We start from the raw sequence: 25,941 nt of genomic DNA, 5'->3' as shown, positions 1-25,941 counted from the left end.
CAAAACTTTTTAAATATTTGATTTATTTTTAGAACTAAAAGCAGTTAAAAGCAAATAACTAATGAGACCAGCTGACAGTGCTAAAACGGATGCTAAAATAAGACTTCCGACGATATATTGCGCAGCGTTTTTTTGAATATCATCGAGCGTCGCAGAACTATCTAAAATTAAAGGCGCATCGCTGGAGACAAAAAAGCTTCCTGTTTTTAAAGAACCGTAAATGATAAGCGGAATAAATGGAGGAAAACTCACATTTGACGACAAAAATGCAATGACTTTATTAAGGCGGAATAAAGCGGCAAAAGTAAAAAGAAGGATCGTTTGAAATCCCCAGAAAGGAGAAATTCCGATAAAAATTCCCAAAGCAATTGCAGCCGATTTTTTGAAATTAGAATCGCTGCTTTCTAAAATATCTTCAAGGAAGAATTTTTTTAAACCTTTTTTTTTTGCCCGTCGAAAAAAATCGCGGGGTTTAATATAGATCAGGGCATTTGTAACCAAAACAGTATTCAAAATGCTGATTCTGGTAAAATCCCTGAAAGGGCGAAAATGAGAAACTCGTTCTGCAGGATCGTATAAAACCTGAATAGGAATATTTTTTACCACAATTCCTTTCCAGGCTGAACGAACTATTACTTCGATTTCAAACTCAAATTTATTGGTGTAAAATCGGTTTGGAATTAATTTTAACGGATATAATCTAAAACCGGATTGTGTGTCCTGAAGTTCAATTCCGGTTTCAAACTTGAACCAGAAATTCGAAAATTTGTTACCAAAACTACTTTTTTTCGGAACATTTTCCTGCGTCATGTTTCGGCTTCCAATTAAAAGCGAATTGGGTTCTTTTTGAATTTCTTCAATAAAAACCGGAATATCAGCAGCAAAATGCTGGCCGTCAGAATCTATCGTTACTGCGTATTGAAAATTTAGTTCAATCGCTTTTCTAAAACCATTTCGCAGTGCTCTTCCTTTTCCTAAATTTTCAGGATGATGAATTTGAGTAAACTGCGAATATTGTTTTAAAATTTCACTCGTTTCATCTGTCGAACCATCGTTGACAATAATAATATTTTGAGTGAAATCTAAAATAGAATCCAACACTTTTTTCAATGTTTTCTGGTTATTGTAAGTTGGAACAATAACACAAAAAGAAGTTGAATCGAGCAATTCCTGCTTTGATAAAATAGGTTTCATTGAGAATTTTTCAGGAGTTTATTTTACAAACTGCTTCTCTTTTTCAGAGAAACTTTTAGATTGTAAAACAAAGTCTTTTAGATAATCTTTCAAAGCTGCATTTTGCTCAGCATAGTGCGCCGCGATGAATTTTTTATCTTCTTTAATATTTTTTTTATAACCAGTTATTCCGGGAACATTTTCCTGAATACTTAATCGAATCATTCTGATTTCGATATTATTTGGTTCGCTTTTTATGGTAGATTCCAAAAGTTTTGCACCTTCTTTAAAGCGGTCAATTTTGTTTTTTAATTTATCTGCAAACTTCGAATCCAATAAAATTGAAGCGGCTTTGTAAGCCACTAAAACTTTATCATCGCTGGCAGAAACGCCGGCAAGTTTTTCAGTAAATTCTTTAGCACTTGTTTCTGATTTTGCAACATCAGTATACATCTTTCGGATAGAAGCCAAATCTGGAGTTCCGGCAAAATTTATCCATAAAAGTAATGACAATAGTAATTTCATAATTATAATTTTTTATACACATTGCTTAATTTTAAAGCAGTGGTTTCGTTAAAATATGTGGTGTTTTTCACCTTTACCAAATCATCTTCTGTGGTTGTTATGTCAAGTTCTAAACGCAGCTCCGGATTTGTTTCCGGATTAATTAATGCCATGAATTTTACATTCGAAAGCGTTTGTACAATCAAGGAACTTTTTGTGATTGACTCCACAAGTTCTTTAATAATCTGAATCATGCAAACGCCCGGCATAATTGGGTTTCCGGGAAAATGACCTTTAAAAACCTCATGATTGGCATTAACTAATATACGAAAATTATATTTAGCATCTCCTGTTTTCTCTTCCGAAAGTACTTTGTAAAAGTCTTTTAAAACCATAATTTTATTATTTTCCGAATGTATATGCGGCACCAAACTGAAACACTAAATTATTGCTGTCGCCGCTTTCATCATAATAATTTATAAAAGCATTTGTAAATCCTTTTTTTACTCTTGCTTCAAATCCAATCCCATTTTTAAGGCAGTATCCTAATCCGGCAATTATTCCTAAATCAATATCATCGCCCTTATTAAAATTATACTCTTTATTTTTAGGGGTAGTTTTAATATCATCAGCAATTAAAATATCGGCAAAAGGTCCGGCTAATGCATAAAAATCTTGAGTAAAATTAAATTTATTTATAGTAAGTGCTGAAATATACTGCAATGAAGCATTTACAGTTCCACTGTCATATGTGGTTATATATGAGTTTGTTTCTGGAATGTAAGTGCTGGTTGTACCCATGTTTGCATTTCCTTTTCCACCTTGTCTTGAATACGTTAATTCAGGCTGTAATGTATAAACGCGCCCCAGTTTTAAAGCTCCGAAAGCTCCAATGTAAAAATCTGTTTTATTACCCAGATCCGTATTTGTTATTTTAGCGATATTAACTCCGGCCTGAATCCCCGGTTTAAAAGTTACCTGAGCCTGTGTTTTGGTAAAAGCAAAAAAAGCAAATGCGATAAGTACTAAATTTTTAATATTCATATTTTATTTTACGTTGAAAGAATAGGTGATTCCAATTTGAAAATTGACATTAGTATTGTAATCGCCAAAAAAATAATGGTCGTTAGAATTGTTATAATAGTAATCGCTGTCTAAAACATCAAAAAGACCTTTTTTAAACCTGAATTCAAAACCAAGTCCTGAGGGCATTTTATAAGCAACACCGGTAACAAACGAAAGATCATTGTATGTTTTTCTAAAAGCTAAATTGTCATTTAAAAGGACATCTAAAGCAGGACCAAATTGTACCTGAAAACCCTGCCCAAATTTTAATTTGTTAATTAAATCAATCGACAAATAACTTATTTGTAAATCCTGATAAACTGTTTTTTCAGTATCTGTATTAGGGTCAATAAAATTTCTGGCTACATTATCAGATCCTTGTCGGATGTAATTTATTTCGGGCTGTAAAGAATATCGTTTCGAGATATTTATTTCTCCAAGAGCACCAATATAAAAATCGGGTCTGTAATTGGCATGTGTTTCTGAAATTGTAGACAAACTCAAACCTGCCCTTAAACCAGGATTAAAAGCTGCCTGCGCTTTTGAGTTAAAAATTCCGGCAAATAAAACAAAAGCGGCTGCAATTATTTTCTTCATTATTTTACTTTAAAAGTATAGCTTATCCCGATTTGGAAAACCTGATTTAAAATAACGTCATCATAATAATAATCGTTATTATTATCAATTCCGTCATAACCATAAATATCGATCATTCCTTGTTTAATTCTCGCTTCAAAAGTTAATCCATTTGGCAGCGTATAACCAACACCTCCAACAATTGCAAGGTCAAAACCTTCAGGACTGCTGTTAATATAATTATCGCCAACTTTTATATCTAAAGATGGACCGGCCAAAACATGAAATCCTTTACCGCCAAAGTGATATTTGGCAACCGCACCAAGCGTAAGATAGTTTAATTCATAATTAACATAGCGATAACTATTGCCGTTTCCAAAATATTCCCTTCCTTCATCACCTTGTCTTGAATAAGTAATCTCAGGCTGCAATGAAAAATATCTGTTAAATTTGATGTCTACCAGTCCGCCAATATAGAAATCAGTTTTAGATCTGTTATAATCAATATTGGTTAATGTTGATAAATTTAAACCGCCTCTGAGTCCAGGGCTGACTTTTACCTGTGCTTGTGATTTTACAAGTCCGATAAATAAAACGAATGCAATTAAGGTTATTTTTTTCATCTTTTGATTAGTTTAATTTTATGGTTAGTTTAAATTTTCTATTCTGATTTAAAATAGTTTAGTTCGATTTTTAGCTTAATATTCTGATGAATAATCTGAATCTTCTCCGCAAAAATATTGTTTTCTGAACTGAAAAACAGCGTAAATTTTTCTTTTGTTTGAGAGGCATGAACAATCTTTTCTAATTTTTGATCTTTTTTGGAGATAAAAATATAATTGTCCCGCTTGCCATCTGCCGATTTATAGATGTTATCCGATTCGTTTTCAAACTGTTCCTGAATCAAATATTGTTTTTTTAAAAGCAGTCGAAAATCTTCTTTTAAAGTATTGATTAAAATTTTCCGGTCTAATTCTGAAACAATCGAATTGACTTTAAAATCGTTTTCAGAAATTTCAAAATCCATTAATTTATTTCCAAATTCAGTCGTAAAAACAATTCGGTGTGTCGTGTCATTTATTTTTTTTGCAATGAAAATTCCCGACAACTCATTTCCGTAAACAGCTATATTGGTTTTGTAAACATAATCCGTTTTTGAATCTGAAAAATAGGGAACTTGATAAGACGTTTTGTCTAATTTTTTAGGATTATAATTTTTTGTGACCGAGCCGCAAGAAATTAAAAAAATTGCCAGAAAGCAATTAATTAGTAAAAACTGAATCGTCGATTTTTGCATTGATTACTTTATTTTTAAGTACAATTCTAGTGTAATCTTCAGATGATTCTAACAATTTTACCTGAACCACAGTTGCTTCTTCTTTATCAAATGTAAGTTCAATTTGTTTGATGTATTTTTTCAGCGTAGCATCTTTCGGAATAAATTTTGCCAGATTCTGGCCTTTCAGTTTAAAATACGAAATCGTAAATTCTTTATCGTCAAACATGTTTCCGCTTACGCTTCCCACGATTAATTTATTAATTCTCGCAAAAATTTTACTGTTGCCAATATCTACGGCGCTTTTCTTTCCTTCGTCGTTAATGAGGATTTTCCCATTCTTAAAAACGATGCTGTAATTGTATGGTTTTTTGTATTGCCATTGCAAAAGTGCAGGTTCCTTAAAAACCATTTTTCCGGATGTTTCAATATCTTTCGAAAGAAAATCCAAATGTTTGTACTGAACAAAATCAGTACTTAAAGTTTTGATTTTTTTGGCAACGACATTTACATCTTGTTTAAAAGATGCAATTTCGCCATCGGTCATTTTTTGTTCCTGAGCAGATAAACTGAAACCGCCGATAATTAAAAACAAGAATAGATATATTTTAGTCTGCATAAGCTTTAAGATTCAAAAGTTCTTCAATCGAAATCACTTCATAATTATTTTGCTGTAAAAATTGCAAAAACTGTTCCAATACCAAAACAGAGTGCGATCCCGTGTCGTGCAAAAGTACAATTCCGCCTGGAGAAACTCGTTTTTTAATTCGATTCAAAATCAATTCTACATTTGTTGTTCCTCCATCTAGAGAACGAATATTCCAGCCAATTGTTTTATGTCCGGTAATTTTTAAAGCTCTTCCAATCGATGGCGTCGTAACTCCGTAAGGTGGACGAAAGAAGTTTATTTTTTTGGAAGTGAATTTTTCCAGAAGCTTATCTGTTTTTTGAAGTTCCTTTCTTATAGTTGGTTCTGTGTAAAAATCAAAAAACTTAGAATGAGAATAAGAATGATTTCCAACTAAATGCCCTTCATCAATAACCTTTTGGAGAATTTCAGGATGCGTTTCGATGTTTTTCCCAATACAGAAAAAAGTCGCTTTGGCATTGTATTTTTTCAGAAGTTCCAAAACTTCTAAAGTATAAACGCTCGGACCATCATCAAAAGTCAAAGCAATTTTTTTTTCTTTTTCTAATGGATTATTGCAAAAAGCCTTTACAATATAATTAGATGAAATTCTTGCTGTTCCATAAATAGTAATGGCAAGAAAAGGCAAAGCAACTACTAAAAACCATAATTCGTTAATTCCTTTATCAGCTTTTAATAAAAATAAAAAAAGTAACAAGGATATAAAAAAAATGGTGACTTTTTTATGCGTTATCATTTTGAAAGTAACGTAAAACTATGATTTTTTCCGTTTAATTGATTGTACAATAAAATGGTTTTATAAGCTGGTTTTGTAACCGAATTTACTTTTATAATTTCTGGAATTTCCTGTGTTTTTAAAACTTTTGAAGCCATCCAAAAAGCAAAAGCCGAAGCTGTATCGTATTCTCCGCTCAAATGTTTGTAATACAAAACAGGCGTTTTTGAAAACGAATTTTCAGCAAGATTTTTATAATAATTTTCGAAAGAAGCATTTCCGTCAAAACCTAAAACCAAAGCGTCGATATCTGAAATTTCTAAATTATTTGATTTTAAAAAAGATTTTATTTCAGTTTCTACTTCGTTTACTTCCAGTGTGTTTACGATTGCAATATCCAGAAGTTCAGCGTAAGTGTTTTCTTTTTTTTCGTTTTCTAAAACAAAAAAACTGGCACCTTCTCCGTAAACAGCTCCGTTTGTATGAGAACTCAAAACATCATAAGGTCCCGAATTATCTTTTTTGATGCGTCCGTTTAATTTGAAAAGAGCAGTGGTGTAATCGCCATTTTCGTCAACACCTCCCACCAAAATTGAATTTGCTTCGTCTTCTTCAATCTGCATTTTAGCATCTAAAAGTGCCGATTCAAATGAAACAGCGCCGTTTACATACGTAAAATTATAACCTTTACATTGTTGTAAAAGAGCAATTTGTGCACCTACAGTATTATGTGTGGACTGAATAAATGAAGTTGGTGTTAAAAATTCTTCTTTATTATCTAAAATGCTTTTCAGGAATTTTTCAGAATCTTCGATGCATCCTAATCCCGTTCCGGTAATAATGGCATCAACTTTTTCGACATCAGCATCTTTCATTGCCAAAGCCGAAGCTACGATTCCGTTTTTTACACCTTTTGCCATTCTGCGGCTGGCAGCCGGAGCAATATATTCTTTATACGCTGGCGGAACTATTGCCAGTACATTTTCGTCGTGGTTTATATGGGCTTCTTCCAAAAAAACAGTATCAAATGTTTTTTGAGTCGAAATACAGCCTACTCCATTTATATATGTTTTTTTCATTCGCTTTTCGAAAATATAAGAGTGGAACAGTTTCCTCCAAATCCAAAAGAATTAGATAAAACATGTTCGATAGTTGCATTTTTTAAAGAAGTCTGCGGAGTCAAATCGAATTCTTCCATTTGTGTTTCAAAGTTCAAATTTGGATACACGACATTATTCTGAATTGCCAAAACGCTGAAAACAGCTTCAATTGCCGCCGCCGCTGCCAGAGTGTGACCGGTAAAAGGTTTGGTTGAACTGAAATCAGGTACGTTTTCATTTTCGTAAATTCGGCGTAAAGCTCTTCCTTCAGATAAATCGTTATTTGGTGTTGCAGTTCCGTGTACGTTGATGTAATCAATTTGAGAAGGTTCTAAGCCCGAAACTTCAAAAGCTTTTTTCATTGCTAAATAAGCACCGTCCCCATTTTCTGAAGAAGCTGTTTGATGATATGCATCATTGGCATTTCCATAACCAGAAACTCTGGCCAAAACTTTTTTGTTTTGTTTTTTGACAATTTCATCTGATTCTAAAACCAAAAAAGCGGCAGCTTCTCCAAGATTTAATCCTTTTCTGTTATTGTCGAAAGGCTTGTTGTAATCGTCTGATAAAATCATCAGAGTCTTAAATCCGTTGATGGTAAATTTTGACAGAGCATCGGCACCGCCTACAATTACGCGGTCCAGTTTTCCGGTTTTAATAAGTCTTGCACCAAGCATAATAGAATTTGCAGCAGAAGAGCAAGCCGTACTAATGGTCGAAACCATTCCTTTTAAACCCAGTTCTTCCGCAATTTTATCGGCGACATCGCCGCCGTCGTGACAGGTAATATATTTTACCAGTTCCGGTTTTTCAAAATAATCGTAATAATGCTTTTCTGTCATGTCCATTCCGCCCACACTTGTAGCCGAAATAAGTCCGGTTCTAAATTCATTGATCGATGTGATTCCGGCATTTTTTACAGCTTGTTTTGCTGCCAAAGTACCAATCATAGCGGTTCTCGAAAAATTGTTATCATCGTTCAATTTCAATTCTTTGATGAGATCATCGTTGGTTTTTTTAATTTCACCCACTTTAATAACATCTGCATGAACTGTAGAAATATTCGAGATACGGGAAATCCCGATTCTATTTTCGATTAACGAATGGTAATTTTCCTCAACCGAATTCCCGATCGAAGAGATTATTCCCATTCCCGTTATTGCAACACCTTTTGCCATTAGACTTCTTAGATTTTTTTTAGACTTGCTTAGACTTCTTAGATTTTTTTAGACTGACTTAGATAATAGACTTCTTAGATTTTTTGAAAGCATTGTCTACGAAGTCTAAAAATCTAAGCCAGTCTAAGAAGTCTTATTTCGTTCTGTTAGCATTAATGTACGCCGCCATAGTTTCGATAGACTGGAAAATTGTTTTTCCTTCCTTTGGATCTACTAATTTGATTCCGTAATCTTTATCTAAAATCACGATTAATTCAAGAGCATCAATTGAGTCTAAACCTAAACCGTCTCCAAACAAAGGATCGTTATCTGCAATATCTTCAACTGCAATATCTTCAAGGTTAAGAGTAGTGATAATTTTGTTTTTTAATTCTGCTTTTAATGCTTCCATGATTATTTATTGTATAAAGTATTGATCGTTTCGTTTTTAAATTTTGAATTTTCATCTGTTCCCATTACGCAAAGAAAAGCTTTATAATTGTCATTAAAAAGTTCTACCCAGCCGCACAAAACTTTTTCTGCTTTATTTGTGTTTAACAATATGTTCGAATAGTTAAACATAAATTCGGTATTGAAAGCATCAAATATAAAGAAAGAATTTTCACTTTTCAGCTGATGACGAATACTTATTTCACCCAGACAGATATTTGGCAGTGTATAAACGAAAACCGCTGGACTCGGAAAATAATTTTCTTTGTCTGAAATCGATTCCTGATATTTTACATCGGTATCTAAACTCGACGATTTATTGGCCAAAACCAATGCGATATTATTTTCCTCTTCCGTTGAGGTAATTGGACTTAATAGTAATTCTGATCCTAAAAAAGCGAGTTTGCTCAAAGCGTCCATTTTGAAGAACTTTGGATATTGCATTTCGAAATTTCGATACGCTTGTTTGGCAAAGTCCGCAAAATCTGTTGGTTCTATTTTGAATATATATTCGCCGTTGAGAACAATTTCGTTGTTTTCGATTTTGATGTAGGATTGTATGTTGGTTTTGTTTTGAGCCATTTTTAACAGAGCTTTTTAATATCTCTCTTTAAACTTATTTGTGAAAAAAGAACTGGAACATTTAATTTTTGATTCTCTTTTATCATTGTCAAATAGATATTGTTTTTATCTAAAATAAATATTCTACTGGTTTGAAATCTGGCATTAATAGCCAAATAATTTAAGTTATTATAAATGATTATATTTTTTGCATCTCTATATTTTTCAAATCCTTTTACTTTACAATATTCATTTATAAGAAATCTGTTTTTTTCAGCATCAAATTTACTTTCAATTTTTGAAAGTTGTTTTTCAGTTGCTTTTCTATAAATAACATACAAAGCGTAAAAGCTAAAAATAAAAAGCAGATAAAATTCAATTCCGGTTTTAGAATAATCGCGATAAGGATTAAAGTAAACCAGAAAAGGCATTAGAAAACCCCAGCTATAAAACAGATAAACGATCATTTTATCAAATTTGTCTAACCAGTCTTCGGAATAGATTAATTTACTTTGTTCTATACTTTTTTGAATATTTAAGTTTTTTAAACTTCTCATATTTAAAATTTTAAGAAACCCAAGTATCAATAATTTTACTGATATGCCATTCTCCGGATTTATTTTTAATTGTAATTTCAAATCCTCGTCCGCATCTCCCACCGCCACATGAAGCACTTGCTTTTAAAATTCCTGATGTTTTAGTTTTATTAAAATGAATTTTAGAAATTGATATTGTGCCTACAGGAAGTGAACTTTTTTTGTCATTTATATCCCAAAATCGCTCTTCAGGAAATTTGGACATATATTGAAAATCATATTTTTTATTGTTTTTAAAAGGGGTTAAGTCAAATTTATCATCCTTAATTTTATTGTTTTCAATAAAATCATAAACGGCAATTAAGATTCTATTTTTATCCTTTTTAATACTGTCTTGTTCGTGCCAATATTTTTTTAAAATTGCATGATATCCAATTGTGTCTGTTTGACCAGTTTTAAAATTTACTATTTTTGGACTTGGCGGAGGATACATGATTCTTCGGTCCATATTTATAGAATCTACAATTTCAACAAAAACGCTGTTTAAAACCTCTTTTTCAAAATCAGATTCAGACACTTCTTTCTTTTTACATCCAAATGATGAAAGAAGAATTAGAGTTATAAATATGAATTTTGATAGTTTCATTTTCAATTCGTGGAAAATTAGTGCAATTAGTGTTTCACCTTCTCAAAAACCACAGCCGTATTACAACCTCCAAAACCAGAAGCTGTTTTCAAAAAGAAATCAACATTCTTTTCTTCATTCTTTTCAATCACATTTATATTTTCGCTTACGCCAATTTCATCAAAGCCTTTCGATTCAAAAAGCATATTTCGATTTGCTGATTCAATCGCAATAACCGTTTCCAATAATCCCGAAGCACCTAATGTATGACCGTAAAATCCTTTTAAACTATTTACAGGAACATTTTGTAAACCTAAACGGCTAAAAGCAATCGCTTCCATTTCGTCGTTAAAAGGAGTTGCAGTTCCATGGGCTGAAATATAATCTAATTTATCGGCATCCATTTGAGCTTCTTTTAAAGCATTTTGGATGCTTCTAAACAAACCTTCACCTGTTCTTGACGGACCCGAAATATGATTCGCATCATTTATCGAACTGTCACCGATCACTTTTATTTTAGCGTTTTTGGCTTCCGCCGAAACTAAAACTGCAGCAGCAGCTTCGCCTAAACTTACGCCCGTTCTATTTTTAGAATACGGTTTGCAAGGCAGTTCGCTCATCGCCTGAAATGCATTAAAACCAGATAAAACAAATTCTGAAACTTCGTCACCGGCAACCACAAAAACATGATCATACAATTCAGACTGAATCATTCTCTTCGCAACTGAAACAGCTAAAATTCCCGAAACGCAGGCATTTGAAACCACAATTGGCTGTGTCTGGAATCCGAAGAAATCTGAAATATTTTTTGCTAAAACATCTAAATGCGCGTTATTAAAATTTTCTTCTGAATCATTTTGTAAAGCGGTTACATTTCCCTTAGTTGTAGAAAGTATAAACGCTGTTTTTGAATTTAATGCGGCGCCAGAATTTTTAATAATTGGCTGTAAAGCCAAAATCATCATTTTTTCTAAACGCGAATATTTAGTACCTGAACTGATTTCCGCGAAAGCGCCATTTATTTTTTCATCATGAATTATCGAAGCATAAAATGAATTTGACATCAAAGAAATATCATTATGAAGCTGAATTCCCGAATCGCCGCGAAGAATTGCCTCGACGTTAGATGCTGCATCAAAACCTAATGGCGTGATACAATTCGTTTCGGTAATATATATTTCTTTTAACATTTTATTTTTTTTTTAAATCTCTCGCAGATTTTGCAGATTAAGCGGATTTACTTTTCTCTAAAGGTTTCACAAAGATTCTACAGATTAATGCAGATTTATAATTTGTGAAATTTGTGTAATTAGTGGCTAAACTTACATTAACAATCCCACTTTTCTTTTCCATTCCTCATAAAAAGGAGGATTTGTCAGCATTAAATTTCCTTCCTTATCCAAAAAAACCTGAACTGTTTCTCCGGTGCAGGCAATTTCTCCTTTGTCATCAATAATTTTAAAACGATAAATTATTTTGGCTGCAGGCGTATCAACAACTGTTGTTTCAATGGTTACTACATCGCCGTAACGCAGGGACAATTTATGCTCGCAGGTCGATTTTACAATTGGAGTTGTGTAACCTGTTTTGGCAATATCTAAATAGGTAAGTCCGTGCTGACGGCCAAACGCTTCACGTCCATCTTCAAAATAGGTGATATAATTGCCGTGCCATACAATTCCAAGCGGATCAGTTTCGTTAAAACGAATCCTGATTTCGTGTGAAACGGTTAAACCTTCGACCTCGTTAAACTGCTCTTTTCTTTTTATCATAAAATAATGCGATGGCTGTGGTGAGAATGAAAAACAAAAATAATAAACTTATTTTTGGGATAATTTCCAGGAAAGAAACATTACGAAGCAAAACATCATAAAAAGCATCTAATCCCCAGTTCATTGGTGATGATCTGGCAATAATCTGCATTATTTTCGGCATAGCAAAAACAGGAACCCAGATTCCGCCAATTGCTGCTAAAATAATCACACTTGTTGCTCCAAAAGGTGCCGACTGCTCTTGTGTGCTTGCAATTGTTCCTAATAAAATTCCGAATCCAATTGCGGCAAAACCAGAAAATAGCGCCACAACGCTCATCATTGCTAAATGTCCTTCAATATTTAAAGAAGGAAGTCCGATGGATGGAAATAGGAAAACGGCAACTGCAACCATCATATAAAACTGAATCATACAAATTATCGAGTAAGTAATTGTTTTACCTATAATTACAACTAATCCGGAAACAGGATTTGTTCTTAATCGAACGAAAGTTCCCTGCGATTTTTCTTTTACAATATTAATCGATAACGGAATTACAATAAAAAATATCGCAAAAAGTGTCCACGCCGGAACGTTGTGCTGAACCGAATTGGGACGGACTTCTTTATTGTTAATCTTCGGAATTATTTCTTTAAAAGAAATGAAACTTTTTTGCTCAAAATCGGCATTTCCTTCTCCTAACTGATTCTGAAAAGTAGTGTAAATTGATTTGGTTTCGATTTGCGAAATCATTTTGTCGATAGAACTCATGACCGCATTTTTAAAACTCATCTGAACCGCCGGATCAAAATACAGCTTTACTTCTTTTTCTTTAATTATTCTTTTTTTATTTTGAGAAACGCTGTCTGTTAAACCAATTGCGCTTACAATTTTTTCGACATTCTGATCAATTTTTTCCTGTAAATCAGAACTTAAATTTTTAGGAATTATAATCGCCAATTGAAATTTTCCCTTGTAAACATTTTCCCGGGCAGCATCTTCGGTAATGGTTTTATTGTCGAGCTGTGTTACAACGCTGAATAAATTGCTTTTTTCTAAATTATCAAAAACAGTCTTCGAAACCGAACCTTTGTCATTATCTACCAATAAAATTGGAATTCTGGAATCGCTCACCGTTTTAAAAGTGCTGTCCTGAATTAATGTAACAGTAACGACCAAAACTAATGGCATGACAAAAAGAATAATCAATCCGCCTAAATCGCGTTTAAGCAGTAAAAATTCTTTTACAATAGACATCCAGATTTTATACAGCATCTCTCAAAGCTTTACCGGTTAATGAAATAAAAACGTCTTCGAGATTTCGGGCGTCTTCAACAGAATCGATTAAACTCAACGGCGTTCCTTTAGCATAAATTCGGCCCTGGTCTAAAATGGCAATATTGGTACAGAAATCTTCGGCTTCAGCCAAATGATGCGAAGTATAAATAATAGAAGTTCCGTTTTGGTTTAACACTTTCAGATAATCTATAATAGCATTTTTAGACTGAACGTCAACGCCAACAGTTGGTTCATCTAAAAATAAAACTTTTGGCTGATGCAGAATTCCGGCAATTAAATTTACGCGGCGTTTCATTCCGCCCGAAAAAGTTTCGACCCGTTTATCGGCAAATTTTAAAAGTCCTAAAAGTTCTAAAGTTTCGATTACTTTATCTTTTAAGTCAGAACCTTTTATGCCGTACATACTTCCAAAATAATGCAGGTTTTCTCTGGCCGTAAGAGTAGGATAGAGGGCATATTCCTGAGGAACAACACCTATGATTTTTTTAATTTTTGAAGAATGATCAGAGTAACTTAAATTATCAATTGTAAAATGTCCCGAAGTTGGTTTAACCAATCCGCAGAGCATTGAAATTAAGGTTGTTTTTCCGGCACCATTTGGGCCGAGTAAACCAAAAATTTCTCCTTCATTTATATCCAGCGAAACATCGTTCAAAGAATACTGGTCTGCTTCTTTGTACTTTTTCGAAAGGGATTCTATTTTAATTATAGACTGCAAAATATATTTAGCTGATAGCTTTTTTTAGTTTTTTGAAAAAAAATTCTTCTCTGTTGGCAATGTCCAAAAGTTCATCGGCAATAGTGTTGTAAGCGTCTTCTTTGGCGCTTCTGTTTTTATAAATTCGGGATGCTTCGACGGCAAAATCGCGCCATGAATCGCCAATTTTTGTCATTTCTTTAGAAAGATCTTTTAGTTCTTCATTATTTAAAATAGCCGAAGCTTCCTGCAAAAATGCTGCATAAATAAAACGGAAACCACCGCCTCCAGTTCCAATTTCTTCCTGCATACGAACCATTTGTGCCAAATAATGATTGGCTTTTTTAGTGCCGTGTTTTACAGGCCATTTTCTAATTTGTTTAGAAACAAATTTAATTCCGCGAACGCCTACAATTGGCATTGGTGCCAGCATATCGCGGCAGGTATTTTTGATTCCTTTAATGATGGCGCTTTTTAAATTCACATCTTTTGGAACCTGAATTGGATAATACATTTGTCCGCGAGGCGCAAAAGCTCCTTTTGCAAAACGAACTTTATCCAGTTCTTCATGCGTTAAAGTCGTCACAGTTTCCATTACCGGATCGCTGACTAAATAATCAGTTTCGGTTTTTCCGTAAACAACTAAATTGTGTGCGTTAAAATGAAAACGATACTCGTCCGGAAAATAACTTAAATTGTAAACTCCAACCTGTAATCCTGTTGGAATATTATTTTTTAGATTTTCATCTAATGCTTTATTGGCATTTGATACCGATGAAAATTTTTGTCTTTTTATTTTTAAATTTAAACGGTTGGCTACTTTATTAAAAATCTGTCCGGGCAGCGTTCTATAACTAATTGCCGGAGCATAATTGACTTTTATAAAAGGCAGATATACAAAAAATAATCCAGAGCCAATACCAAAAACCATCGGTTCGCTGATGTTTAGTCCGCTGTTTTTTAGCAGATTCGACGCTACTCCATTCTCACAATGAGCAGACTGATGATGTGTGAAAGTTAATTCCATTATTTGGTGATGCTGTTTTTTAATTCTTCAATTGAAATTTCAAATGTATTGGCGTATTTCTGCAGAATTTTATCGTTTAGTTTTGCAAAAACACTTGGTTTAAAATGTCTTTTTACACGCCATTTCCAGAATCCTACATAGCTTGCTAAAATCGTAAGATCCATTTTATTGACTTCCATAAAATAAACAATAGGGCTTACTTCGCCATTTAAAACTTGTTGTCTGGCATCGGCAATTCTTTCGTTTATTTCATCGATTGAATTAGAAAGTGCGATTGCTTTAGGTTCCCATCCTGTACTTAAGGTTGTGGTATAATTACCATTTTCATCTGTTGCGTACAAAAGTTCTTTAACGTTGTTTTTTGTTAAGTTGCTTTTATCCTGAGGTACTTTATCTTTTTCCATTACCTGGTTATGTTTTCAAGTGGGATTATTACGAAACGGAAACTGTTTTTTGAATAAACAAATTAATTTCGCATTCTATGAGTATTTGGTCTTCGACAGAACTTTGACAGCTCATCGTGCATAAAGTGTAATCGTCGCCGACAAATTTTGAAACCAAATCTGCCTTTGTAATTATAGTTTCGCCGACTTTTGGCAGCGAATGAATTTTTACATTTTTTAAAGCGCTGATAAATCCAATTACATTTACGTTCTCATTTTCTGTTCCGTTTTCGTCAAAATAATATTTTTTTCCAACAATAGACGAACAAGTCTGCGCCGTATTTTCTATTAAACCTGCTTCGATAAAAACATTATTCTGAACAAAAATATTGTCTTCTTTTATCAAAAATGTGGTTTCTACGAAGCTGGCATCAATATCCAAAATTAAATCGACCATAAGCATTGGTGCCCTGTGCGGTAAATAATTTTGTATGTCAACTCCGGTATTCAAAATCATATATTATTTCGCTAAAACGGTTTTCATTTGTCCGTTTGCAATTTCTTCATTGTTTAGTTTCGTAACAATGTTCACTAAAGTAATTCCGGCAAATTCCTGTAAAATAGTCACTTCAGATTGAATTGTATCGTTTAATTCCGGCAGTTTTTTAATTTCAATTTCTTTAATAGAACCAATATATCCGGTTGGTGCTGTTTCATTTCTTAAAAAAAACTGATATCCGGTGTGCAGTGCCACAGATTGTGCCATGTGCTCAATTAAACCGGCTTCTAAAAAAGTATTATTATTAAAAAAGATATTGTCGCTTTTAATATTAAATCCCGAAACCAATGATGTTTCACTATAAGAAATCATGCTGTCTACCATAACAAAAGGAAACTTTTGAGGTAATAAATTTTCGACAGCTTCTTTTTCTAAAAGTAAAACTTCCATTAGCACACAGTTAAATACGCATATGCAAAAGAGAATCTTCCGCTTTCAGGAACTGATAAAAGAATTTGATCTCCTTTTTTCAAATTGCCTGAATTCATTAATTCTTCCAAAGCCAGATAAATAGAAGCAGAACCTACATTTCCAACTCTGGAAAGATTCATAAACCATTTATCATCACTCATTCCGATTCCTTTTTCAGTTAATCCTTTTTTTAGTCCTTCAACAAAAAAGTTTGAAGAAACATGAGGAATAAAATAAGTAATATCTTCAGATTTGATGTTGTTTTTATCCATTGCATCTTTCATGCTTTCAGCACCTTTCGTCAGGATAAATTCATCTAATAATTTTACATCTTGTTTGATAGAAAACACAGATTCATTAAGCCATTGTTCCGGCGCGTAATCGCTCCATGATTTAATTTCTCCATTTTCTAATTTATCACCTCCGGCATACATGCAGGTTTCTAATTCGTAAGCATACGAAAAAGCTTCCATCCATTCTATTTTTAGAGAAATAGGTCCTCTTGGTTTATTTTCTAATAAAAAAGCGCCTGCGCCATCTGAAAGCATCCATCTTAAAAAATCTTTTTTGAAAGCAATAATCGGCTGTTCTTCCAGACTTTTTAAATTGTCGGCTTCGTGATTGTATTTTTGGGCATTCAGCCAGGTAGAAACTTTTTCTGATCCTGTACAGACTGCATTTTTTGAATTCCCGGATCGTACGGAAAGAAAACCAAATTTAAGAGAGTTCATTCCGGCACAGCAAACTCCTGTTGAAGAGTTTAATTCTACCGATTTGTTTTTTAACAAACCATGAACCATCGCAGCGTGCGAAGGAAGAAAAATATCCGGAGTTGAGGTTCCGCATGAAAGGACTTCTAAATCCTGTGGCGTAAAATTCTCATCGAATAATGGCAAAATAGCATTTCGTGTTAATTCGGCATTACTGTGCGTGCTTTTTCCAGCTTTATCAACAGCGTAATAACGGCTTGTAATTTTGTTGTTGCGCAAAATAATACGTCTTGCTTTTGATGCAGTATCGTTAATAAGGCCTAAATAAGCTTCCATTTCATCATTTGAAACAGCTTCGTTGGGCAGGTACTTTGCAGCTTTTGTTATATATACTTCAAACATAATCTAAATTCGCTTCTAAACTCCCTGATAATATTGAGTTTCTCTTTTTATGGTTTTTAACTTAAAAGGATAGGAAATAAAGTGCAATATATACACTATTGGTGAGATTAACCAAATTGCCAAGAATAAATAAACATTAAATACTTTTAGAAGCTTTTTTCGGTTTTTTTGATTTTTATAAATAAGGTTTGACCATTTATTGAAAATTTTATTGGCTGTTTTGTCAACAGTTACTAAATAGGGACTAATTTTTACGGCACCAATTGAAACCAGTTTTGGCTGTAAATTTTGTAAATTATTCTCGTTAAATGCAGAAAGCATTACTTCTCCAAACTTTGGAGATTCGTTTATGTCTTTTTCTGAAACTCCCGGAAGCGGAAAAATGCCTAAATATTTTTTCTTAACCCCAGAAAACATCCATTCGACAATTGTAATCACACTGATTAAGTTTCCAACACGATCTACCAGAGCCACATTTCCGACTAATTGTGCGTTGGCATCTTTAAGTAAAGTTTTGATTTTTTCCTGCGCCATAATCCACATGTTTCTTGAACCGCTGATGGTTATAACTGGTGTGTTGTTCAGGATTTTTTTGGCTTCTTCGCTCTTTAAAAACGAGTTAATTGGAATTGAAGGTGATAAATACCAAACCTGATAATGGAAAAGTACCAAATCGAATTTTGTATTTAAAATTTCTTCGGGAACTGGTTTTAATGATGTCGGAATCTGTAAAAAAGATTCTGGAAAGGCATCAAAAAAGGAATCCTTATTCCACGGAAAAGGAAAGGGTTTTTCCAGCTGGATTTCGTGAAAAGTTACATTGATATCCCCTGAGTTTAAAAACGGTTTTGCAATATTTTGCGCAATCGTTTCTAACTGTCCTGACTGGGAATAATAAATAACGAGGATGTTTTTCATTTAGGTTTACTTGCTTTGATTGCGGACAAAAGTAAGTAAATTTATTTAAACGAATTTTCTTGTTTAAGGTATTGGTTTCTGCCTTTTATTTCAAAAACTACATTGTTTTAAATTATTATAAATGCAGGTAAACAATGAGGTGCTAAAATTCTTTTTTTGATAACAGAACAGGAAAAAACTTGTATAATTCTCTGTAGAATTATGCTTTCAAATCATTCCAGAAGTCAAAATAATTAAACCATTGCAGCGGATATTTTTTCAGAATACTTTCTACGCTCGTTACATATTCTTTTAGCAGCGCTTTTTCGTCACGGTGTTTTACAGCTGCTTCTCTTGCGTATAAATGATAATGTAAATTTGGCTCTTTCATAACGTAAACAAACACAACGGGAACTTTTAATCTGGATGCGATTAAAAATGGTCCGGCAGGAAAATTTGCTTCTCTGCCCAGAATACTTTCAGAAAGTGATTTTGTACCTGCAAAATAACGGTCGCCTGTAAAGCAGACTAATTCATTATTGGCCAAAGCCGCATTTATCTCAAAAATATGAGACAAATCTTCTTTTATAATAATAAATTTTACGGTTGGCTTTTGAGTAATGCTTTCCAGATAATTTTTTATGGCAGAATGTTCGAGATCTGTAGTGACTAAATTGATTTGAAAATCGATATCAATTTCTCCAAAAAAATGTTCTGCAATTTCAAAATTCCCAACATGCGCGCTGATTAAAACACCGCCTCTTTTTTCGGCCAGAAGATTTTTTAGAATATCAATTCCGTCAAATTCATAGGTGAATTTGTTTCGCATTCCGGCCGAAATGGAAATTTTATCAATAATAGTCTGTCCAAAAGTGTAATAACTTTTGAAGACCATTTTTTTTGATTTAAAATAGGAATATTGCAGCCTTTCTTTAAAGTAATAAAAAATAGCGCGATTGCTTTTCTTTAAAAACAAAAAGTAATAGGAAGCAACGAAATAAAGTAAAACATAAGCAGATCTGACACCCGCTTTCTGAATTAAAAAAACGAATATTTTATAACCTAAAACAGTTCCTTTTGATTTGCCATCCCATTCGCTCATTAAGCTGTTTTGGCTTTTAATTTGGTTTCGATAAGGTCATAGAAACTTTGGAAATCAGAAATTCCAACAAAATCTGCCTCAACTAGTTTTACGCCAAAGTTGGATTCTATTGAAACGACTAAATCAACATAATCCAAACTATCTAATCCAAGCGTATCTTTTAAATTAGCATCTGGTTCAATGTCGTCATTATCTACTTCAAATTCATCAACTAAAAAACCATTAATTTTTGCTATAATATCTTCTTTATTCATCGTTTAATTTAAACTTTTTAACCACCAACGCCGAGTTGGTTCCTCCGAACCCGAAAGAATTGGACAAAAATATGTCAAATTTTTTGTTTAACGTAGTTTTAACTAAATTTAATTTTGAAGCATCTTCATCCGGGTTTTCTAAATTGATGTTCGGCGCAATGAAATCGTTCTGCATCATGATGATAGAGTAGATAATTTCACTTGCTCCGGCCATCCAGCATTCATGTCCTGTCATTGATTTTGTTGAACTTACGTAAGGATTTTTCTCACCAAAAACTTCAAAAATCGCTTTAGCCTCGTTTGCATCACCTACCGGAGTGGAAGTTGCATGCGCATTTATATACTCAATATCTGCTGCTTTTAACTTTGCATCGTCAAGTGCTCTCTGCATTGCTGTAGCCGGTCCTTCAACATTTGGAGTCGAAATGTGTCCGCCGTTTGATGAAAATCCATAACCAGAAACTTCGGCTATTATAGTTGCTCCGCGTGCTATCGCCGACTCGTAACTTTCGAGAATTAAAGTAGCACCGCCGCCACTCGGAATTAATCCGTCGCGGCCCGAATCAAAAGGTCTTGATGCTTTTTCAGGATCGCCTTCTCTGTTAGAAAAAACACCTAATCCGTCAAAACTGCTCATGGCATATTTATTAATTTCCTGCGCTCCTCCGGTGATAATAATGTCCTGAAAACCGCTTTTTATTAAAAAATAGGCTAAACCTATAGAGTGGGAACCGCTTGCACAAGCCGCACTCACAGTTAAATTAATACCACGAAGTTTAAAAATCGTTGAAAGATTCATGGTAACAGTAGAATTCATCGATTTAAAAATAGCTCCGGAACCTATCAAGGCCGTATCTTTTTTTTCACGAACAATATCTGTAGCATCGATAATGGCTTTAGAAACACTGTCGTTTCCGTACATAATCCCGACTTCGCGCGTTTCAAAAAATTCGTCGTCGATATTAGCGTTTTTCAAAGCTTCTATTGTGGCCATGTAAGCATACTCGGTTTCTTCACCAATGCTCATACGCTGTCTTCGGGTAAGTAAATTTTTTAAATCGGCTTTTGGAACTATTCCGGTCAAGGCCGACTGAAAACCAAATTCTTTTCGTTCAGAATCAAACTGAATACCCGATTTTCCGTTATACAATGATTCCTTTACTTCATCTAAAGAAGTTCCGATACAAGAATAAATTCCCATTCCAGTAATTACAACTCTCTTATTCATCGTCTTTCAAAGTAATTTTTAAGAATATATTCCTCCGTTTATATTAATAATTTCGCCGGTAATATAGCTCGATTTTTTTGAAATCAAAAAGCTTACCAAATCTGCAACTTCTTCTGCCTCCCCAAAACGATTTACCGGAATTAGTTTTAATAATTCTTTTTCATCAAGTCCGCTTGTCATATCTGTCCTGATAAAACCGGGTGCAACGGCATTTACGGTAATATTACGTTTGGCAACTTCTTGTGCCAGTGCTTTTGTTGCTGCAACAATTGCTCCTTTTGCAGCAGAATAATTGGTTTGTCCGGCTGTTCCTTTTACACCTGAAACAGAAACCATATTTACAATCCGGCCATATTTATTACGAAGCATTTTTTGAATAAAAAACTGCGTCACGTTAAAAAATCCGTTGAGACTGGTGTTTACAACACCATTCCAGTCTTCGGGAGTCATCCACATAAAAAGACCATCTTTTGTAATTCCGGCATTGTTTACAATTGCTTCTACTACTGCGTCAGGATTTGCTTCCTGCCATTTAGTTAAAACATTTTGCACTTGTTCAAAATTGGCGACATCAAAGCCTAAAATTTCTCCGGCTGCTCCTAATTTTTGTATTTCCTGAAGTGTTTCTTCAGCAGCAGTTTTGTTTGAATGATAATTGATCAAAATATGATAATTAGATTCAACGGCTAATTTTTTACAAATAGCACTGCCAATTCCTCTTGAACCGCCTGTTACTAATACACATTTCATTTATGTAGATTTTATTTTTTTATAAGTCATAAATGTTATCGCTTTTAATGGTGTTTGTTCAAACGGTTCATATTGGCGATTTCATTGTATAAATTTTATTTCTTTTTCTTGGCCGCTGGTTTATTTGCCGCTTTAGCCGTTGTTTTTGTTTCAGCTTTTGGGCTTTCAGCAGCTGTACTTATTTCCTTTTTCTCTCTTTCTTTTGTTTGCGAAAACAGTTCAGCATTTTCAAACCATTGGTTTCCTAATACGGTTCCGTCAGGTCTTAGAAATCCCCATTTTCCTTCGTTTTTTACTCTGGCAAGACCATCAATAAAACCCTTGTCCTGCTGTACAAATAATGCAATAACAAATCCGTTTGAAGTGATTCCGTATTGGGTTGGAATTACAAGTTTTCCAGTTTCATTGATAAATCCCCAATTGTTTTCTTTTACCGGCGCCAGACCGTTTGAGCTAAAAACTTCTGCGTCGCTGTAAGTTGGTTCTATTACAAAATCTCCTTTTAAATTGATATAACCCCATTTTTTTCCAACTAAAACCGGAGCTAAATTTTTAGAAAATGCTTTTGCCTTATCGTAAATGGGAAGAATTGCCCAGTTTCCTTTTAAATCTATAAAACCAATTTTTCCGTTCTTTTTAGCGTAGGTTAAATCCTGTGTTTCAAAATCCCATATTTTTTCTGCACCATCAACCGGAATAAATTTTCCGCCGCTTACAAGGCCAAAAGTTTTATCTTTTCTTGCCCATGCTGTGCCTTTAAAATAGTTTCCAATTTCGGAATAAGCCGGTTCAATTAATTCTTTTCCGTCTGTATTAATAATTCCCCAGTTTTTGTTGAGTTCGACTCTTGCATAACCATTTTCAAAAGATTTGATCTGGTCATATTTAGGTTCTAAAACAACTGTCAGTTTTGAATTTATTAACCCAACTTTGTTTCCTTGTCTGATAAAAGCAACGCCATTATTAAAATCGAATATTTTTTCAGTAGCAGGCGCTTTTAGAATTTCTCCTTTTGTATTAATATAAACCCAGTCCTTATCTTTTTGTACAACTGCTATTCCGCTGTTAAAATCTTTAGCATTGTTAAAAGAAGCCGGAATTACCCAGTTTCCTTTAGTATCGATAAATCCCCATTTTCCGTTGTCTTCTGCAGCGGCTAAACCTTCAGAAAAACTTTTAGCAGATTTATATTGAGGTTCGATTTTAAAAGATCCGTCTTTTGAAATATATCCAATTTTTGAATTCTTTTTAACTAATGCCAGTTCTTGACTATTAACAAATTGAATGAAACCCAGCAGCAAAAAAATAAGTGTTTTTTTCATGATATTAAGATTCAATATTAATAATGTAAAAATTCTGTTTTATTTCTGAAAGAGTTCGGCGTTCTGAAACCATTCCGCCAAAAGATCTCCGTTTGGTTTAAGAAAGCCCCATTTTCCATTGCGTTTTACCCTTGCCAATCCGCCAATAAATCCTTTTTCCTCATGCGTGTTATAGCTTCCAAATGCTGCGGAAATTTCATAGTTTGGAGGAATAATCGATTTTCCTTTTTCATCTATAAATCCCCAGCCGTATGCTTCTTTTACGGCAGCAAGACCATTTTCGCTAAAAGAATCTGCATCATTATATATTGGCTGTATTACGCATGTCCCTTCAATATTGGTATAACCCCATTTTTCGCGAATACATATTGGAGCCAGATTATTAGAAAATGGTTTTGTTTTCTCAAACATTGGTTTAAGAATCCATTGTCCTTCAAAATTTACAAATCCCCATTTACCGCCTTTTTTTGCAGCAATTAAATCCTGAGTTCCAAAAGAACCAAATTCAGTAACATCTTCTATTGGAGTAAACTGTCCGTTATGAACCAGTCCGTACTCTTTCCCTTTTTTTGCCCAGGTTGTGTTGTTGTAATAATCTCCTACTTCATCATAAATTGCCTCAACAACTTCTTTTCCTGCCGGGTCAACAATTCCCCATTTTCCATTTACAGCTGCTTTAGCATAACCTTTATAAAATGCCCTGATCACATCGTATTTTGGAGGCAGAATAATCTCAAATTTGTTGTTGATAAGACCCACTTTATTAGTTTGTCTAAAAAAAGCTGCACCATAATGAAAATCAAATAATTTATCTGATTCCGGATTACCGCTTAATATTTCACCTTGTTTGTTGATATAATACCAAACCGATTTTTTTTCTACAGCAGCAATTCCGCTGTTAAAATCCCTTGCATTATCAAAGGCAGCAGGAATTACAAAATTTCCTTTACTGTCTGTATATCCCCACTTTCCGTTTTGTTTAACGGCGGCCAATCCATCAGAAAAATCTCTTGCGCTGTCAAATTTTGGTTCAACTGCAAAAGTTCCGTCTTTGGTAATAAGACCAAATTTACCGTCTTTTTTAACTAAAGCAAGTTCTTGAGCATTAATTAATTGAAAAGATATCAGGAATAAAAAAATTATTTTTTTCATATTTATAAAATGTGTGATTACAGTTTTTTGATTAACTGTTTATCAAATAATCTTTTACTTTTTGAACGAAAGGGTACATTACCTGATCTTCCTTAAATGTTGGAATTATAGTTCGAATTTCATCGTACCATTTTTTAGTAACAGACGACACTTTATCTTTTTGTCCTAAGTAATCAATGGCCTGAACAATAGTGATCATTTCGATTGCTAATACTTCAAAAGCATTTTCGATAACTTTTGATGTAATTACCGCAGCATTTGTTCCCATACTTACAATGTCCTGATTGTCATTGTTGTTGGGGATGCTATGAACATACATTGGGTTAGAAAGCATTTGGCTTTCGGCAGTTGTTGAGGTCGCAGTAAACTGAACGCCCTGCATTCCGAAATTAAATCCTAACGTTCCTAAATTTACAAATGGAGGAAGCAGTTCGTTAATTTTTGAATTCAGTAAATAGTTTAATTGACGTTCTGCCAGCATCGTTAATTTTGTAATAACAATTTTTAGTTTGTCCATTTCAAGCGAAATATAATCTCCGTGGAAATTTCCTCCGTGATAAACATGTTTGTTTTTTACATCAATGATTGGGTTGTCATTTGCCGAATTAAATTCGTCTTCCAAAATAGAAGCAACATTGTTGATTGTTTCTAAAACCGGACCCAAAATTTGAGGAACACATCTTAATGAATAATATTCCTGAACTTTTTCTTTGAAAATTTCCTCTGTATTTTCTCCAGAATATAAATGGTCTTCTCTCTTGCGAATTAAAGTACTGTCTGAAAGATTTTTTCTCATCTGAGCAGCAATTTCCTGCTGGCCTTTATGACGCTTAGTCTGGTTTAGTTCTTCAGAGAAATGATCATCATAAGCCTGAACTAATTCATTGATGGCACAAGATGATTTTAATGACCAGTTTAATAATTTTTTGGCATGATAAATATTTACAACCCCAATTCCTGTCATTACAGAAGTTCCGTTGATTAAAGCCAGACCTTCTCTAATTTCCACCTGAATTGGTTTTAAACCTTCGATTTCAAAAACTTCGGGAGTCGGTCTTCTTTCGCCTTTATAAAAAACTTCACCTTCTCCAATTAAAACCAGAGCTAAATGTGACAATTGTACTAAATCACCGCTGGCACCAACGCCGCCGTGTTCAAAGATTAATGGTGTAATATCTCTATTTATAAGTTCAGACATTAGGTTAATTACTGAAGGATGGACACCAGAATTCCCTAATGAAAGTGTATTTAATCGAGCTAAAATTGCTGCTTTTGCACAAACCGGACTTAAAGGTTTTCCAGTTCCTGAAGAGTGGCTTCGGATTAAATTATATTGAAGCTGAATTTGATCAGACTCTTTAATTCTGTATTGCGCCATTGGGCCAAAGCCTGTATTAACGCCGTAAATAACTTTATTTCCAGAGAACTCCTTTAAGAAACTGAAGCTTTCGTTTACCCGGTTAAGTACTACATCGCTAATTGTAACCTTTTGATTTCCAAAGATTATAGCTTCAAACTCTGCTAAACTTAAATATTCATTAATTGTATTCATTAAATCGTTTTTGATTGTGCTAATTTAATTTTATTTATCAAAATAATTGTAGTTATT

32 protein-coding genes are annotated in these 25,941 nt (G+C 33.7%); all 32 read right to left on the bottom strand.

Translation table 11 applies throughout. The features are described 5' to 3' along the window. Positions 1–9 precede the first annotated feature (9 nt). A complete protein-coding gene (locus ASE21_RS06615; protein ID WP_057121816.1) occupies positions 10–1,194 on the bottom strand; it encodes a DUF2062 domain-containing protein in 1,185 nt (394 codons plus the stop codon). 18 nt (positions 1,195–1,212) lie between these two features. Next, positions 1,213–1,698, bottom strand: coding sequence for a hypothetical protein (locus tag ASE21_RS06610; protein ID WP_057121815.1), 486 nt, complete (start codon positions 1,696–1,698; stop codon positions 1,213–1,215). A gap of 2 nt (positions 1,699–1,700) precedes the next feature. Next, positions 1,701–2,072: a 3-hydroxyacyl-ACP dehydratase gene (locus tag ASE21_RS06605; protein ID WP_057121814.1), complete on the bottom strand. Its 372-nt coding sequence runs from the start codon at positions 2,070–2,072 to the stop codon at positions 1,701–1,703. A 7-nt stretch (positions 2,073–2,079) separates the two neighbouring features. After that, on the bottom strand, positions 2,080–2,721 hold the full coding sequence (locus ASE21_RS06600; protein ID WP_057121813.1) for an outer membrane beta-barrel protein: 642 nt from the start codon (positions 2,719–2,721) through the stop codon (positions 2,080–2,082). Between the two features lie 3 nt (positions 2,722–2,724). Further along, positions 2,725–3,339, bottom strand: a complete 615-nt coding sequence (locus tag ASE21_RS06595) for an outer membrane beta-barrel protein (protein WP_057121812.1) — start codon at positions 3,337–3,339, stop codon at positions 2,725–2,727. After that, on the bottom strand, positions 3,339–3,941 hold the full coding sequence (locus tag ASE21_RS06590; protein WP_057121811.1) for a porin family protein: 603 nt from the start codon (positions 3,939–3,941) through the stop codon (positions 3,339–3,341). Before ASE21_RS06590 ends, ASE21_RS06595 begins: the two co-directional genes overlap by 1 nt. 38 nt (positions 3,942–3,979) lie before the next feature. Beyond that, positions 3,980–4,615, bottom strand: a complete 636-nt coding sequence (locus ASE21_RS06585; protein ID WP_057121810.1) for a hypothetical protein — start codon at positions 4,613–4,615, stop codon at positions 3,980–3,982. After that, entirely contained in the window at positions 4,581–5,213 is a 633-nt protein-coding gene (locus tag ASE21_RS06580; RefSeq protein ID WP_057121809.1) for an outer membrane lipoprotein carrier protein LolA, read from the bottom strand. Before ASE21_RS06580 ends, ASE21_RS06585 begins: the two co-directional genes overlap by 35 nt. Then, positions 5,203–5,979, bottom strand: coding sequence for a polysaccharide deacetylase family protein (locus ASE21_RS06575; protein WP_057121808.1), 777 nt, complete (start codon positions 5,977–5,979; stop codon positions 5,203–5,205). Before ASE21_RS06575 ends, ASE21_RS06580 begins: the two co-directional genes overlap by 11 nt. Continuing rightward, the gene (locus ASE21_RS06570) at positions 5,976–7,037 is read right to left on the bottom strand and encodes a beta-ketoacyl synthase N-terminal-like domain-containing protein (RefSeq protein ID WP_057121807.1); all 1,062 of its coding nucleotides are present in this window, start codon (positions 7,035–7,037) and stop codon (positions 5,976–5,978) included. Before ASE21_RS06570 ends, ASE21_RS06575 begins: the two co-directional genes overlap by 4 nt. Further along, positions 7,034–8,236 carry a beta-ketoacyl-[acyl-carrier-protein] synthase family protein gene (locus tag ASE21_RS06565; RefSeq protein WP_057121806.1) on the bottom strand — a complete coding sequence of 401 codons (1,203 nt, stop codon included), beginning with the start codon at positions 8,234–8,236 and terminating at the stop codon, positions 7,034–7,036. The genes ASE21_RS06570 and ASE21_RS06565 overlap by 4 nt, the downstream gene beginning before the upstream one ends. A 133-nt stretch (positions 8,237–8,369) precedes the next feature. Further along, entirely contained in the window at positions 8,370–8,627 is a 258-nt protein-coding gene (locus ASE21_RS06560) for a phosphopantetheine-binding protein (RefSeq protein WP_057121805.1), read from the bottom strand. Between the two features lie 2 nt (positions 8,628–8,629). Next, positions 8,630–9,247, bottom strand: coding sequence for a hypothetical protein (locus ASE21_RS06555; RefSeq protein ID WP_057121804.1), 618 nt, complete (start codon positions 9,245–9,247; stop codon positions 8,630–8,632). 2 nt (positions 9,248–9,249) lie between these two features. Beyond that, positions 9,250–9,783: a hypothetical protein gene (locus tag ASE21_RS06550; RefSeq protein ID WP_057121803.1), complete on the bottom strand. Its 534-nt coding sequence runs from the start codon at positions 9,781–9,783 to the stop codon at positions 9,250–9,252. A gap of 10 nt (positions 9,784–9,793) precedes the next feature. Then, positions 9,794–10,408: a hypothetical protein gene (locus ASE21_RS06545; RefSeq protein ID WP_128414663.1), complete on the bottom strand. Its 615-nt coding sequence runs from the start codon at positions 10,406–10,408 to the stop codon at positions 9,794–9,796. 26 nt (positions 10,409–10,434) lie between these two features. Continuing rightward, positions 10,435–11,577, bottom strand: coding sequence for a beta-ketoacyl-[acyl-carrier-protein] synthase family protein (locus ASE21_RS06540; protein ID WP_057121801.1), 1,143 nt, complete (start codon positions 11,575–11,577; stop codon positions 10,435–10,437). 132 nt (positions 11,578–11,709) lie between these two features. Then, positions 11,710–12,159, bottom strand: a complete 450-nt coding sequence (locus ASE21_RS06535) for an acyl-CoA thioesterase (RefSeq protein WP_057121800.1) — start codon at positions 12,157–12,159, stop codon at positions 11,710–11,712. Next, entirely contained in the window at positions 12,134–13,414 is a 1,281-nt protein-coding gene (locus ASE21_RS06530; RefSeq protein ID WP_057121799.1) for an ABC transporter permease, read from the bottom strand. The genes ASE21_RS06535 and ASE21_RS06530 overlap by 26 nt, the downstream gene beginning before the upstream one ends. After that, the gene (locus tag ASE21_RS06525; protein ID WP_057121798.1) at positions 13,404–14,156 is read right to left on the bottom strand and encodes an ABC transporter ATP-binding protein; all 753 of its coding nucleotides are present in this window, start codon (positions 14,154–14,156) and stop codon (positions 13,404–13,406) included. The genes ASE21_RS06530 and ASE21_RS06525 overlap by 11 nt, the downstream gene beginning before the upstream one ends. A 7-nt stretch (positions 14,157–14,163) precedes the next feature. After that, positions 14,164–15,162 (bottom strand): BtrH N-terminal domain-containing protein, encoded by a 999-nt coding sequence (locus ASE21_RS06520; RefSeq protein WP_057121797.1) that lies wholly within the window; start codon positions 15,160–15,162, stop codon positions 14,164–14,166. After that, positions 15,162–15,566, bottom strand: a complete 405-nt coding sequence (locus ASE21_RS06515) for a hypothetical protein (protein ID WP_057121796.1) — start codon at positions 15,564–15,566, stop codon at positions 15,162–15,164. The genes ASE21_RS06520 and ASE21_RS06515 overlap by 1 nt, the downstream gene beginning before the upstream one ends. A gap of 28 nt (positions 15,567–15,594) precedes the next feature. Continuing rightward, the gene (locus ASE21_RS06510) at positions 15,595–16,062 is read right to left on the bottom strand and encodes a hypothetical protein (RefSeq protein WP_057121795.1); all 468 of its coding nucleotides are present in this window, start codon (positions 16,060–16,062) and stop codon (positions 15,595–15,597) included. Positions 16,063–16,065: 3 nt separating this feature from the next. After that, positions 16,066–16,494: a hypothetical protein gene (locus ASE21_RS06505; RefSeq protein ID WP_057121794.1), complete on the bottom strand. Its 429-nt coding sequence runs from the start codon at positions 16,492–16,494 to the stop codon at positions 16,066–16,068. After that, on the bottom strand, positions 16,494–17,627 hold the full coding sequence (locus tag ASE21_RS06500) for a beta-ketoacyl-ACP synthase III (protein ID WP_057121793.1): 1,134 nt from the start codon (positions 17,625–17,627) through the stop codon (positions 16,494–16,496). Before ASE21_RS06500 ends, ASE21_RS06505 begins: the two co-directional genes overlap by 1 nt. A gap of 15 nt (positions 17,628–17,642) precedes the next feature. Then, positions 17,643–18,545 (bottom strand): hypothetical protein, encoded by a 903-nt coding sequence (locus tag ASE21_RS06495; RefSeq protein ID WP_057121792.1) that lies wholly within the window; start codon positions 18,543–18,545, stop codon positions 17,643–17,645. A gap of 199 nt (positions 18,546–18,744) precedes the next feature. Next, complete coding sequence (locus ASE21_RS06490) at positions 18,745–19,626, bottom strand: lipid A biosynthesis acyltransferase (RefSeq protein ID WP_057121791.1); 882 nt, start codon at positions 19,624–19,626, stop codon at positions 18,745–18,747. After that, positions 19,626–19,880, bottom strand: coding sequence for an acyl carrier protein (locus ASE21_RS06485; protein ID WP_057121790.1), 255 nt, complete (start codon positions 19,878–19,880; stop codon positions 19,626–19,628). The genes ASE21_RS06490 and ASE21_RS06485 overlap by 1 nt, the downstream gene beginning before the upstream one ends. Beyond that, complete coding sequence (locus tag ASE21_RS06480) at positions 19,873–21,108, bottom strand: beta-ketoacyl-[acyl-carrier-protein] synthase family protein (RefSeq protein WP_057121789.1); 1,236 nt, start codon at positions 21,106–21,108, stop codon at positions 19,873–19,875. Before ASE21_RS06480 ends, ASE21_RS06485 begins: the two co-directional genes overlap by 8 nt. An 18-nt stretch (positions 21,109–21,126) precedes the next feature. Beyond that, on the bottom strand, positions 21,127–21,858 hold the full coding sequence (fabG, locus tag ASE21_RS06475; RefSeq protein ID WP_057121788.1) for a 3-oxoacyl-ACP reductase FabG: 732 nt from the start codon (positions 21,856–21,858) through the stop codon (positions 21,127–21,129). Positions 21,859–21,953: 95 nt separating this feature from the next. Continuing rightward, entirely contained in the window at positions 21,954–23,180 is a 1,227-nt protein-coding gene (locus ASE21_RS06470; RefSeq protein ID WP_057121787.1) for a WG repeat-containing protein, read from the bottom strand. A gap of 39 nt (positions 23,181–23,219) precedes the next feature. Continuing rightward, positions 23,220–24,332 (bottom strand): WG repeat-containing protein, encoded by a 1,113-nt coding sequence (locus ASE21_RS06465; RefSeq protein ID WP_057121786.1) that lies wholly within the window; start codon positions 24,330–24,332, stop codon positions 23,220–23,222. Positions 24,333–24,363: 31 nt separating this feature from the next. Then, positions 24,364–25,884, bottom strand: coding sequence for a histidine ammonia-lyase (gene hutH / locus ASE21_RS06460; protein WP_057121785.1), 1,521 nt, complete (start codon positions 25,882–25,884; stop codon positions 24,364–24,366). Positions 25,885–25,941 lie beyond the last annotated feature (57 nt).

This window comes from Flavobacterium sp. Root901 (assembly GCF_001429765.1).
GTDB lineage: Bacteria > Bacteroidota > Bacteroidia > Flavobacteriales > Flavobacteriaceae > Flavobacterium.
Note: the sequence above shows the minus strand (reverse complement) of the source record. Positions and strands in the feature narration are given on the sequence as shown.